Source organism: Bacillus sp. EB600 (assembly GCF_024494385.1).
Lineage (GTDB): Bacteria > Bacillota > Bacilli > Bacillales > Cytobacillaceae > JAEVLT01.
On the sequence record NZ_JAEVLT010000066.1, the window covers coordinates 1 to 12,189 of the forward strand.

Genomic DNA, 12,189 nt, shown 5'->3' on the forward strand with positions numbered 1-12,189 from the left:
CGGGGCAGTTTAGTTCAATAACCTTTTTATATTATCCTCGAAAAGTTACAATACAGGGTTAGGTGCCTGTTCTTTTATGGAAAAGCTCAATTTATTCTTAAATTGAATACCATAATGCAGGTGGTGAGTATATGTATAATCAAAATAAATTCTTTAATAAGACCTTTAGCCCTATGTTTGAACAACAATATCAACAATTAGATATGTACGATGAACGGCAACAAATAGCTCAACCGAGCGGTGGAACACAAGCAATACATCAAGCTGGGTATCAAATGGGGTATCAAGCGGGGTATCAAGCAGGGTATCAGGCGGGACAACAAGCAGTGTATCAAACAGGGCAAGAAATAGGGCAACAAACAGGGCAAGAAATAGGGCAACAGATAGGACAACAAACAGGGCAACAGATAGGACATCCTCACGCAGGGCATCAGTTTGGTCCAAGGTGAAACTCCAGCAATTTATATAAAAGTAAAATCAGCCAATAGTATTTGTCAGGGTTTGTGAAAGATCAAAATTAAATTTCCATTCTTTTAACAAGCTTATTGAAATTGCATATATTAGTTCAAAATTCCCGATTAACATTAGTGCTCATTACTAACGGAGTTGTTTAGACGGCTCCTGTTCTTTTAATCTTATTCAAAGGGTGCGATTCTTCAAGATGAAGATCGCTTTTTTCTTATTCCAACAACAAGATTGTGAAATGTTGTACTTAAACTAAAGGGTCAGGTTAGTGGGATAAGTTGGATGATAGTCCACCTCTCTTTGTAAACCAATTCACTTCCATTTTCGGAATGTAAATGGCAAAAGAACCATATAAAATTATGGAAGGAGGAGAGTCATAAAATGCAGATAATGAACAATTATTTTCGTGCGCGTGCGAGTATGGTGTACATGATGACCAATAATGAAGTAATGAATCAAATCATTGCCTTTTACAAGGACATGAATGGATTGCTCACCTTTATGGCTTCCTATCCGACCTACGGAAAAGGTACGGGGACAAAGGAAGTCTCAACCGCATTGCGGAACGATGGAATCGATCCTCTTCAGTCTCAAGGCTCTTTAACTTTGTCCAGTGATGGTCGTTTCCTTTTTGCAGTTAATGCAGGCAGTAATAGTATCAGCAGTTTTATGGTAACTGAAAATGGGCGTCTTATCTTTGCGAACGTAAAACCATCGGGAGGCGCCCAACCCAATAGCATCGGTGTATTCGGGAACCTTCTTTATGTCTCCAATGTAGGTGATGCCGCCAATCATTTTGCATCGAATATTTCGGGTTTTTATATAGAAGAAAACGGGCATCTCCTTCCTATTCCAGGATCTAATCGCTCTCTAAGCACCATTAATGCACAACCCGCGCAAGTCCTCTTCACTCCGAACGGAAGTAAAATTATTATACCTGAACTTACTACAAACCATCTCAGCATATTTAATGTTAACAAAAATGGTACAGTGACAGGACCAATGATTAACGAATCTAATGGCAATATGCCTTTTGGCTCTTATTTTCTTTCCTCAGGGTTGCTTTTAGTTACGGAAGTAGGTTCTAATGCGCTTTCTTCCTATTCCTTAAGTGACAATGGAATCCTTCATGTAATTAGTGGCTCTATACCGACCGGACAAAAGGCCACTTGCTGGGTGACGGCATCAAAAAATGAACGTTTTGCATATGCGACCAATACCTTTAGCGGTACAATAACCATTTATCGAATTAGCGGAAGCGGTGCCTTAACGGTAGCCGGGCATAATTCCAGTACGCCAGCAGGTACACCAACCGGTTTACCTATGAATATTGAAGTCAGTCAAGATGGGCGATATCTCTATACGCTTAACGGAAATCAGGGTACAGTGTCAGTATTTAATATCCAAGATGATGGTAGTCTAGTAAGATTACAGGTTGCTGCCTGGACTAACTTTCCTTACTTTGGGTCGCAAGGTTTAGCTGTTCTTTGATTCTATTAGGTTCACCATACTGGGAGGAAAAGAATATACAGGAGTTTCTAAAAACAAGGCTGCCGACACATTGGTGGCTTTTGTTATGAGGCAACATAATTGCAAGCAAGATTGTGAAGAAATGTACTTAAACTAACAGGAGCGATTGTTCAATAAGGGCAGTCGCTTTTCTTGTTCTACTAACTGGCAGGTTTGTTGAAAAAGGAAGCATATATTTAAATGGGGTGAAAGAAATGACTAAGGATGAATTTGAAGAATTTCAAGAACGTATAGCTTGGGGAGAAGAGTTTAATTTTTATTACCAAAATGAAGAATACTGGGTTAGTCAAAACCAAGATGGATATTACCTTACAAGGGTTAAAGGTTCTTTTACACAAGAATTTAAAACCCCCGAACTTCTTTTTAAGAATGGGACAATCCAGGGAAAACTGCTTTCAGAAATATTTATGGATATTGAATGGTAATCAATGATTATTCATTAACCTTATTAAAGTAACGGGTGCTTTTGTTTCACAATTAATAATCGAAAAAATAGGGGAAGTATTTCTGTGCGGTATGTATATGTTTTAGAACACGGTTACGAGTATGAATTTGACGGCGAAATGTTCGATGAGATAAAAATGATTGGTGTCTTTTCAACAAAAGAAAAGGCGGAAGAAGTGATTGAAAAATATATGACACTACCTGGGTTTAAAGACCATCCCAAGGAATGCTCTCATATAGGTAAATACGAGATTGATAAAATTAGTGGATGGGAAGAAGGCTTTATTAAATGGACGGATGCTTATTAAGCTCCCATGAAAATTAATTCTGAAATCTGTAGAAAATGGCAATACTAAAGAAGACACAAGCCATCCGTTTTTTTAAAAAAGGGGATTGCGCCTGATTTATGGTTTTTGAAGCTAATTCAGAGTGGATCAAGATACTTCAGGTTCTTTTAATGATACGGTGTAACCTAAGCTTTCAAGTCTTCGCGTTGAATGACGAATAATAGATTGCTGTCTTTGCTTATCGAAGTAGTCTTCTCCTAAATCAACATACATCTCTTTCCGAGTTAAAAGATAATAGGAGATTCTCAACATGGCATGGGCAACGACTATTGCGGCTTTTTTGCTACCTTTTCGTGCTGCAGTTCTTCTATACATTTCACCAAGATAATTTTTAGATCCCCTTACGGATTGGGCTGCTTCAGTTAATGCAGATTTTAAATATTTGTTTCCTTTTTTTGATTTAGATGACTTTCTTTTTCCAGCGCTCTCATTATGTCCAGGTACTAAGCCTGCCCAGGAACATATATGAGCTGCGCTTGGAAATTGATTTTTAATATCCGTTCCAATTTCCGCCAGAATTTGCTCTGCCATTCGAGTTGCAATCCCCGGTATGGAATCCAATCGTTCAATGTCTTCTTTATAAGATTTGACTCTTTCGGCAACCTCTTGATCTAGCATATCAATTTGTTCGGTTAAAAAATCAATGTGCGTTAGAATCGTTTTAATCATCATTCGTTGATGAGGATTTATATATCCCTTTAGAGCGAGTTCTAGTTCTTCCTTCTTTTTCTTCATGGTTCGTCGAGCGAAATTTGCGAGTATCTTAGGATCATCTTCACCTTCTCCAATAGCTCGAAGCATATCTTTTGCTGAAACTCCCATAATATCAGAAACAACAGAGCCGAGTTTAATGTTTGCTCCTTCTAAAACCTTTTGAATCCGATTATGTTGTCTAGCACGCTCTTCAATGATACTACGACGATACCGAACCAATTCACGAAGTTCGCGTTGATTCCGATCAGGAATGAAGCTAGCTTTAAGTAATCCGTGCCGAAGAAGCTTGGCAATCCATTCTGCATCTTTCACATCTGTTTTACGTCCAGGAACTGCCTTCATATGTTGCGCATTCACAACTAAAAACACAATCTCTTCGGCTTCAAGAATATTAACAATTGGTTTCCAAAATACACCTGTGCTTTCCATTGCTACATGAGTGCAACCATGCTCTTTGATCCAATCAATCAACTTTAAAAGAAAGACTGTTTTTGTTGAAAATGTTTGAATCTCCTTTCCTTCTGGTGTGAGAATACAAGCAGTAATGCTATCCTTATGGACATCCATACCACATGCGCGTTCAATGATTACTTCCATTGAAGACATCCTTTCTACGGCTAAACATAATTGGAGGCTGGTGCAATAACCAGAATAGGATTAATCTCCCATGAGTGCTTCCCGTAAGGGAGCGACAGTCTGTGATGCACCGTGGTCGTTGGAGTCAGACTAACGGATGGGCTCAAATGGCACCATAGCTTATCGACCTTCTTCTCCCAGCCGTAGTAGCAGTATTGACGGTTTTAGTTTATTTTCATTCTCTGTGGTGCAGCGCTGATCTTGCGCTGCATGGATGGCTAACGGGGGCGTTTCTACAATAAGTGGAGACGTATTTTTCTTATAGAGGTAACTGGCAGTATAATTTAAATATAAAATTAATACATAATGAACCAAGTGAAGAAGCAATTGAAAATTTTAACGAATTATATAATGAATTTGATATGAAAAGAATAAAAGAAAAGATGAATTTTGGATTATCTCAGTGAGACCCTGCTAAAAATGTTTTTTTGCTAGCATACTAATGATATATTATTATCCGGAGGGGAAAACATGAGCAAAACAGAGGAATTGAAACAGGAATTGCAGGTTTTGACCAGTCGGCGTGATCGGATGCAGAGGAACCTTTATGAAGTGGAAAAACGCATTAATGAGATTGTTAATGAATTGAAAAAACAATAAAAGTTCTGTTACACAAGCAAAACCCCTTCAGATACGGTTGAAGGGGTTTTTAAATACTATTTCTTCTCATTGGAAGCTTTACTTTTATATGGTTTTCAGTATTTTAATGAAAAATTGATTAGGAGAAATAAATGGAGTACCTAAGTGATGAACAACTGATTGGTTTATATCTCAAAAAGCTACAACTGGATAAAAAGGATAAAGATTTTAAGAAGATGTTAAAAATGGAATTGATGAAAAGAGATCTTCTTTTTGAAGCATTAGACCGCTGTGATAATAAAAATGGTAAGCAAGTGGGGACGGATGCCTAGCATCAGTCTCTTTTATTTTAGATTTATTTTATATTATGCTTACCAATAAACTAATCAGTGGGATTTTGTGAAGAATTATACTTAAAGTAACGGGGGCAATAGTGAAAAAGGCAGCGTTAAACCCGTTGCCTTTTTCACTTTAATTCTAAAAGTATTTTCTATAAAATTCTCTTCTAATGCTTCCACTTAACTGAGCATAAATCCTAGTGGTCTCGCTTTTTTCGTGTCCTAGTAAACTTTGAATGACATCGAGAGGAGCTCCGTTGTTCAATAGATGTGTGGCATAGCTGTGGCGTAGTTGGTGTGGGTGGATTTCTTTATTGATCCCTGCACGGCTTGATATTCGTTTTATTATGTACCTCATCTGATCAATACTCATTTTATGCGGGTGCCGTTCAGTTACAAAAATAGCTGGGTCTTTATCCTGACGAAAATCTAAGTATCGTTTCAGCCAAATTTCACATCGTATATTAAAATAGACCTCTCTTTCTTTATCCCCCTTTCCCAGTACAATGACAGAGCGATTTGACCAATTGATAAAATTTTTTTCGAGAGAAACTATTTCACCAATTCTACAACCTGTGGAAAACATAAATTCAAATAATGCCTTTTCCATTGGAGTAAAACACGCTTCCCTTAAATGCTCAATTTCCCTCTCTGTTAAGAATTTTGGGATTCGTTTCCCTTGTTTAGGTTCTTTAATTTTGGCAGCTGGATTTTTTGTTATATGCCCTTCTTCGTGTGACCAACGAAATATCGATTTAATGAATCGAATTCGATGGGCTAAACTTGATGGCTTTAAATGTTCACTTGATTTTGCTAGGTATCCTTTCAACTGATCGGTGGTTACTGATTCAATACTCACATCGTTAAAGTGACGGATGAGTAACTTAGATTGGAGCCTATACGCTTTTAATGTCTGTGGAGAGAATCCTTCAATCCTTTTGTCCGATTTATAAAGTTCCCAGGCTTGTGTTAATTGCAAAATCAATTCCTCCTTATTGGTTGCATTAGAGGAATTATTGCCTTGAATCTAGAAATAAAGACGTTAGATATTGAAGTAACGTTGCAGGATAGTTGAAGAAGAATAAGTATTAAAGAACAGAGAATAATTAATGTAATTTTTCAGTGATTAATGAGTAAATGTAATCATAATAATACACCAAAAATAGGGGAGATTCGAATGATCGAAATTCGTAAGGCTTTAGACTATGAAAAAGAAAAAATCAAAGAAATGCGTTTAAAAGCTTATATTGAACATTCAGCTTCTATACCTGAAGAACATTGGAAAGCCTTAAAAAAGGCTATTACGTCGGATGCTGATGGTCAACCAGGTGTAGAAATGTTTGTAGCTGAAGTGGAAGAGAAAATTTTTGGAAGTGTCGCATTGTTTCCAGCTAGATCAGATGCTTATAAAGGAATAGCAGATATTTTGGATTATCCAGAAATCAGGATGCTGGCAGTTGATGTCCAAGCAAGAGGAAAAGGGATAGGAAAACTGTTAATCCAAAAATGTATAGAGCAAGCAAAAACATATGATTCTACCTGCATTGGGTTACATACGGCTGATTTTATGAAAGTGGCTATGCACCTTTATGAAGAGATGGGTTTCGTTCGATTACCTCAATTTGATTTTGAACCTGCAAGGGACGGAATTATAGTAAAAGCTTATCGATTTTCTTTTGCTTGATTTAAAAAAAGTAGATGAGTTAATTCGATTCCTTTTTCTATTGCTAATATGCTGTTCAAAACTAATGTAAACATCTATGAATTCGGTTACGAATCGGTGTTTTGCACCTTTAAACCGAACCCATTATGTTTTTTTAGCCATTGGGTGGCATAATTGCTATTTCACTACCATGAAAATAAGTTTCTTCAAGAACAGAAAGATGACAATACTAAAGAAGACCCTGCTCAATCGTTAAAAAAAGAGGAGAGCGATAATTAATAAGCTATGGATTAGGGTTGACTGGATTAAGGTCAGTATCAGTATTGACACTTCCAACCCATTTTCATTCTTCTGTGGTGCAGCGCTGATTTTATGCTGCATGGATGGCTAACGGGGCAGTTTAGTGGAAGTTAAAAACATTTACTAAAAGGATTTGCTTACCTATAAATGGAATATTACTATCATAGTTTTTATGTGAAAGGATGAATACGATATGTTTATTTCAGTTACTAGGTTGCATTTAAAAGGTAAACGAAAGTTAGCTAGCTTTTTTTTTCATACAATTAAATCAAAAATTCAGTCAAAAAAAGCAGAAGGATTAAAATTTTCTTCTTTGAACACAGAAGGATGGGACACATACTGGACTCTGACAGTATGGGAAAGCAAGGAACATATGAAGGTCTTTCGAAATAATGGTAATCATTTAAAAGCAATGAAAATATCACGAAATATTGCAGATAAATTAGAATCAATTAATTGGGAAGAAGAATCTATTCCTACTTGGAATGAGTGTAAAGACAGATTACATAAGAAGTTTGGCAGAATTGAGTGAGGTTCAATTTTCTTAAACGAATGGATGCCATACTTTAAGATACTATCAACTGTTCCTAATTACGACTAACGAAGCACATTGTGAAAAATTGTACTTAAAGTAACGGGGGCATTACTGGAACAACGGTAATGCTTTTTCTTATTGAAGTAACGGGCAGGATAGTCGTAGAAGGAGTCAGTCCCTTTTGTAACGAAAGTACCAAACCTTTTTTTTGAAATGTGGGGATTTTATGGATTTAAGTAAGTATGGGACCTTATTAGTGGATTAAAAGGATAAACATTGTAATGTTAAAAATGAAGGGTGAAAAAATGAATACCAATAGAGAAATTATAGAAGAAAAAGACGAAAAAATTGCACAGCTAGAAAGACTATTAATAGAATTAAAAGAAGCACAACAGCAAAGTGCTGCAACTATTGCGATAGATCATAACTTAAGATCTGTATCTCCACCGAAAGGAATATTTAAGTTTTTCTTTAAAGCTGGTGTATTTAAGATTATTTTAGCCATCCTTGTCCTTTTAATCATCACTTCAGGAGTAATTTGGCTATTTGCGGGCAGTACCTTCAAACATAAGTCTGTCACGTTTGTTGAACACGTTCAAGAGCTATCCACATTGGCAACAGCTGAAGCTTATACGAAAGCGGTTATACACGAAGAGGATAATAAGATTTTCGGGAAAGACATCTCTAAGAATTTGCCAGGAATAAAGCGTGAACTACTATTAATTGTACCTGGGACGGTTATTGCTGGTGTTGATTTGAAAGGGATTACTTCTGAGGACATGGTTATTAATGAAAAAACAAAAGAAATAGATATTACCCTTCCTCATGCAAAGCTCATCCAGGACCCATCATTACAGATGGATAAAATACAAACCTATGAAAATGGTGGGCTTTTCCGTGCTGATACTAAAATGGATGAGGGGTTTAAAAAGGCCGCTGAGGCACAAGAGCAAATTCGTCAAGATGCCATCTCTAGTGGTTTACTAGATACTGCAGAGAAAAATGCAGAAAAAGTGTTAAAGGAATTTTTTAAGAATATGGGTTATAGGGTAAATATCACGTTTAACTAATAGGACGGCCTACCCATTCTACTTGAGACAGGCCTGTTCTGTAATTTATTGGGGGAACCATAGAGGTTTGTCAAATGCTACTTATTGTAGAAATCGCCAATCATTAACCAAATAACAAGAGTAAAAGATGGAGATTGCTGCGGCAGTCTTTTTTTGCTTGTTGTGCTAACGTGGAAGTTTAGTGGAAGAAGGAATAACTGCCTTTTCCACGAATTTTATTTAAGTAAAATGCAAGACGCTTCAATAAGACGTTTAATTCCTAAAAGTTTAGGAGGGGATAGTATGTCGGATTCTTGGGAAGATTTTTTAGATGTAATTGGTTTAAATCAAGATATAAGACAAAAAGCTAAATTAAATGTATTGCTAAACTTCCCTTTAGGAGAACCAAAAAAAGAATTGTTACAAGACTTATTTGATTACATAACAAAAATTTATGGTTCCGAAAAATGTACAATTCTTTGGTGGTATGAAGGAAGTTCTCCATATCCTAAACTCACTAGCAACCCTTACACTAAAATTATTGGCAAAGGTGACTTGAAATTTTTACAGTTGTTATGGGAAAGAATTGCTGGTGATTATATTTTGTTTTTGCCAGAGGAATTTGATGTAAAAATCGATGTCGAAGATGAAGAAGAGTTCATTGGAAAGTGTTTAATCCACTACTCTCAATTACTACTAAAAACCCCTGATGCAAATGAAGTATTGTACTTGAATCTAAATAAATGATATTTCTTATTCAGCTAACGGGTGCTTATCTTCAATAAGATCTTCCATAATCGGGCGCCATTCTTGAGGATTTGCGCTCATTTTGCAATTTTTGGGCTGTTTCTGCAATAAGCAGGAACGCTTTTTCACTAACGGATCAGTTAAAGAAGGAATAGTAATGTGTGTATTTTTTTTCCTTTCTTAGAATTTGCATGGGGAATTTATCACCCCCATGTCTCTTAAATTAGTATTATCGATCCGTTCTTAATGTGACACTTGTGATGATTAGTAGCAAAGTGTTCATTATTTGGGTTAGGCTGTCTAGGATACTTATTTTTAATAAGAACCTTATTTGATTGAGAAGTTTCAAATACAAAAATATCGTTCTTATATTTCTTCTCAATCATGTTCAATAACTTAACTGTTTCGATATCATAATAACTAGCCTTATCATTTGAATCTCCACTGCATTGACCGTAACCAAGAAACAAATGAGTAGTTGATTCAAGCGATTTCTTAATTTCTAGTCTATTTGCATCCATTGCTGTACTATATTCTAATGGTGTTAAATTATGAATTAGATGATAGATCTTGGGTGACTTAGGTTCATAAAAAGGGTAAAGGTTATAAAACCTTATCCAATGGATATCAGGGATGTTCTTATGAATGTATTCAGTAACAAAGTTAATGGTATCATCGGAGTCAACGCTATCAGCGGTACTTGGATTCATAAGGATACAGGATGCAATGCCTCTCTTTAAAGGAATCCTTAAAGAAGTTCTAATTTCAACTTTACTGTTAAGAGGATTCTTTTTTGCCTTTATCCCGTTTATTCTAACTAGTTTGGAGTCATAACTTCTTTTGGCCAAAGTGTCACCTACTTTTTTGATAATATCACAAATATTAATATCATATTGGTTTAAGTAACCAGGTAATAGAAGATCCTTGTAATTCCATTAAAGGGCGCAATACTTGAAGATACAGCTGCCATTTGTGCGGCTTTTTTTATTAAAACTAATGGAGCAGTTTACCTGAATTTTTCTTCTTCAAGTAACCTACCTTTTATATCGTATTTTGATTTCAAAAGCGAAGGAGAAAAAGTTATCATTATTATAGATAGTTTTTATATAAAAAGAGGATGGTGTCTTTATATGAACAATTTAAAATCAAACTTAGTGATATTGAGAAAAGATAAAAATCTTACACAACAAGATATAGCAGATTTTTTAGGTATATCAAGAACCACTTACACTAGGTATGAAAGTAGCATTGAGCCAAGTATAGATAATCTAATGAAACTTGCAGATTTATTTCAAGTTTCATTAGATCAACTTGTTGGTAGGGAGCCTTCTGATAATCAAAAAGTTGTTATTAATTTCTTCACAAAGAAAGAAATAGAAAAACAGGCTAAAATAATATCGAAAGAGGTATTATTGGAAGCTTTAAATAACCTATTAGTTGATAAAGAAGAGGATATTATCAATAAAGTTTTATATAAAATTAACAAACAATAAGATATGGTTTGAATTCGATAAATATTTTGAAGATATTTAGAGGCAGAAGTCTTGTTCAACTTTAGGTGCTTATGCTTAAGATGGGGGGGTTGTGGTGCTACCTTTTCTTGGTCAGCTAACCAAGCTGCTGAAGAAAAGAAATGGCTTATTTATGTCGTAATTGACGCATACTGTCTCACCAAATGGAAATGAATGAGGAGGAAGGAAATGAATGTGACAATAGAAATACATTACATTGCTAATAGCAGATTAACACAGAGTGGTTCCTTTCTGTTAAGGGGCAAACAACCTGTGCAAGTGGCTTTAGATTTCTGGAAGCAGATAAAAAAAGAAATGTCTTATCATGCCAAGTTAGAAAAGGTTATTGTAGATGGCGATAAGGATATTACTGATTTAGTTCAGAAATTGGAAAAATTGGAATGGAGAAATGTTGAGAATAATTGTGATTTGCCTTTCTAATGAACAAACGACCATAATACGCTAAAGCAAAGAATGTGTTAGTTGAACTAACTGGGAGCGAGGCTTAAAGTAGCATCTCTTTGTTCTAAAATATTCAAGTTAATGGTCTGGTAATCATGAACAGCAATATTTCGGAATCCGACCATCGTCTTTAACCGTTTAGCTATTTCCTTATCAATTATTGAAGTGGCCTCAAGCATATCAAAAGCATCACGACTGGTTTGTGGTAATCCTAAGCGTTCTTGCGCTACAATATGCATAGCTAGATAACTAGATCAATACAGGCTTCACAAGCGCGTTGAATATTTAGAATGATGGAGTCTTGTTTTGTATAATCTTTTAGGTTTTCTGGCTTTTGATCGTATACTTCGAGAATTCTTTTTTTACAGCGTTCAATGACGCTTATCTTATTTAAAATGACATCATTTTTCATAGATAGTCCCGCTTTCATCTACATTTTCTAAAATCAATTTACGCTCTTCATTTAACTTTGCGTACATACTTAAAGATCTCATCTCAATATTCATCCTTAATGTTTCATCATTTGAGAAAATCACTTTTCCGGTTGAAAAGATTTGTGCTTGGAAGACAGTAGACGCATGCGTTAAATCGACTAAATCAACATCCATTTTAAGAATATCCGCAAGCTCTTGTGCTAACATAAAAACTTCATAGGAGGAAAGATCTCGCTCTTTATTATAAAAAGCTATATCAATGTCACTTTCTTTATGAGTTGTACCATTAGCAAAGGAACCAAAGACAATGATAAAGGATGGATTGATTTTATTGATTAAGAATTCTTGAGCTTTCTCGAGAATTTTATTTGTCAAAAGGATCCCTCCAAATGGATTATATTGAATATTATACCAAACATTCGCTTTATATTATAA

The 12,189-nt window shown here is 35.5% G+C and carries 16 protein-coding genes and 1 pseudogene; 11 read left to right on the forward strand and 6 right to left on the reverse strand.

What is annotated here, in order from left to right:
- Positions 1 to 171 precede the first annotated feature (171 nt).
- On the reverse strand, positions 172 to 444 hold the full coding sequence (locus JN080_RS27570; protein ID WP_256239150.1) for a hypothetical protein: 273 nt from the start codon (positions 442 to 444) through the stop codon (positions 172 to 174).
- Between the two features lie 402 nt (positions 445 to 846).
- Here JN080_RS27570 and JN080_RS27575 point away from each other — a divergent pair, with 402 nt between their 5' ends.
- The 3 genes from JN080_RS27575 (at position 847) to JN080_RS27585 (ending at position 2,747) form a co-directional block, all read left to right on the forward strand.
- Positions 847 to 1,956: a lactonase family protein gene (locus tag JN080_RS27575; RefSeq protein ID WP_309144722.1), complete on the forward strand. Its 1,110-nt coding sequence runs from the start codon at positions 847 to 849 to the stop codon at positions 1,954 to 1,956.
- A gap of 233 nt (positions 1,957 to 2,189) precedes the next feature.
- On the forward strand, positions 2,190 to 2,420 hold the full coding sequence (locus tag JN080_RS27580; RefSeq protein WP_256239152.1) for a hypothetical protein: 231 nt from the start codon (positions 2,190 to 2,192) through the stop codon (positions 2,418 to 2,420).
- Between the two features lie 84 nt (positions 2,421 to 2,504).
- Positions 2,505 to 2,747, forward strand: a complete 243-nt coding sequence (locus JN080_RS27585) for a DUF7336 domain-containing protein (protein WP_256239153.1) — start codon at positions 2,505 to 2,507, stop codon at positions 2,745 to 2,747.
- Between the two features lie 126 nt (positions 2,748 to 2,873).
- Here JN080_RS27585 and JN080_RS27590 read toward each other — a convergent pair whose 3' ends face one another.
- Positions 2,874 to 4,097, reverse strand: coding sequence for an IS110 family RNA-guided transposase (locus JN080_RS27590; protein WP_256239154.1), 1,224 nt, complete (start codon positions 4,095 to 4,097; stop codon positions 2,874 to 2,876).
- Positions 4,098 to 4,607: 510 nt separating this feature from the next.
- On the opposite strand from JN080_RS27590, the gene JN080_RS27595 reads away from it, so the two are divergent.
- Both JN080_RS27595 and JN080_RS27600 read left to right on the forward strand, forming a co-directional pair.
- Complete coding sequence (locus tag JN080_RS27595) at positions 4,608 to 4,736, forward strand: hypothetical protein (RefSeq protein ID WP_256239155.1); 129 nt, start codon at positions 4,608 to 4,610, stop codon at positions 4,734 to 4,736.
- Positions 4,737 to 4,867: 131 nt separating this feature from the next.
- Entirely contained in the window at positions 4,868 to 5,047 is a 180-nt protein-coding gene (locus JN080_RS27600; RefSeq protein ID WP_256239156.1) for a hypothetical protein, read from the forward strand.
- Between the two features lie 145 nt (positions 5,048 to 5,192).
- Here JN080_RS27600 and JN080_RS27605 read toward each other — a convergent pair whose 3' ends face one another.
- Entirely contained in the window at positions 5,193 to 6,032 is an 840-nt protein-coding gene (locus JN080_RS27605; protein ID WP_256239157.1) for a tyrosine-type recombinase/integrase, read from the reverse strand.
- Between the two features lie 198 nt (positions 6,033 to 6,230).
- On the opposite strand from JN080_RS27605, the gene JN080_RS27610 reads away from it, so the two are divergent.
- The 4 genes from JN080_RS27610 to JN080_RS27625 all read left to right on the forward strand — a co-directional run bounded on the left by JN080_RS27610 (position 6,231) and on the right by JN080_RS27625 (position 9,347).
- Complete coding sequence (locus JN080_RS27610; RefSeq protein ID WP_256239158.1) at positions 6,231 to 6,737, forward strand: GNAT family N-acetyltransferase; 507 nt, start codon at positions 6,231 to 6,233, stop codon at positions 6,735 to 6,737.
- Between the two features lie 472 nt (positions 6,738 to 7,209).
- A complete protein-coding gene (locus JN080_RS27615) occupies positions 7,210 to 7,548 on the forward strand; it encodes a DUF3291 domain-containing protein (protein ID WP_256239160.1) in 339 nt (112 codons plus the stop codon).
- A 284-nt stretch (positions 7,549 to 7,832) separates the two neighbouring features.
- Positions 7,833 to 8,621 carry a DUF4230 domain-containing protein gene (locus tag JN080_RS27620; RefSeq protein WP_256239161.1) on the forward strand — a complete coding sequence of 263 codons (789 nt, stop codon included), beginning with the start codon at positions 7,833 to 7,835 and terminating at the stop codon, positions 8,619 to 8,621.
- Between the two features lie 282 nt (positions 8,622 to 8,903).
- Positions 8,904 to 9,347 (forward strand): hypothetical protein, encoded by a 444-nt coding sequence (locus JN080_RS27625; RefSeq protein WP_256239162.1) that lies wholly within the window; start codon positions 8,904 to 8,906, stop codon positions 9,345 to 9,347.
- Between the two features lie 218 nt (positions 9,348 to 9,565).
- On the opposite strand, the gene JN080_RS27630 is transcribed toward JN080_RS27625, so the two are convergent.
- Positions 9,566 to 10,195: a DUF1643 domain-containing protein gene (locus JN080_RS27630; RefSeq protein ID WP_256239163.1), complete on the reverse strand. Its 630-nt coding sequence runs from the start codon at positions 10,193 to 10,195 to the stop codon at positions 9,566 to 9,568.
- Between the two features lie 282 nt (positions 10,196 to 10,477).
- Between JN080_RS27630 and JN080_RS27635 the strand changes: the two genes are divergently transcribed.
- Both JN080_RS27635 and JN080_RS27640 read left to right on the forward strand, forming a co-directional pair.
- The gene (locus JN080_RS27635) at positions 10,478 to 10,840 is read left to right on the forward strand and encodes a helix-turn-helix domain-containing protein (RefSeq protein ID WP_256239164.1); all 363 of its coding nucleotides are present in this window, start codon (positions 10,478 to 10,480) and stop codon (positions 10,838 to 10,840) included.
- A 207-nt stretch (positions 10,841 to 11,047) separates the two neighbouring features.
- On the forward strand, positions 11,048 to 11,299 hold the full coding sequence (locus JN080_RS27640) for a hypothetical protein (RefSeq protein WP_256239165.1): 252 nt from the start codon (positions 11,048 to 11,050) through the stop codon (positions 11,297 to 11,299).
- Between the two features lie 47 nt (positions 11,300 to 11,346).
- Here JN080_RS27640 and hepT read toward each other — a convergent pair.
- Both hepT and mntA read right to left on the reverse strand, forming a co-directional pair.
- Positions 11,347 to 11,732 (reverse strand): annotated as a pseudogene (hepT, locus tag JN080_RS27645) (type VII toxin-antitoxin system HepT family RNase toxin).
- Complete coding sequence (mntA, locus tag JN080_RS27650) at positions 11,722 to 12,129, reverse strand: type VII toxin-antitoxin system MntA family adenylyltransferase antitoxin (protein WP_256239166.1); 408 nt, start codon at positions 12,127 to 12,129, stop codon at positions 11,722 to 11,724. Before mntA ends, hepT begins: the two are co-directional and overlap by 11 nt.
- Positions 12,130 to 12,189: the final 60 nt, after the last annotated feature.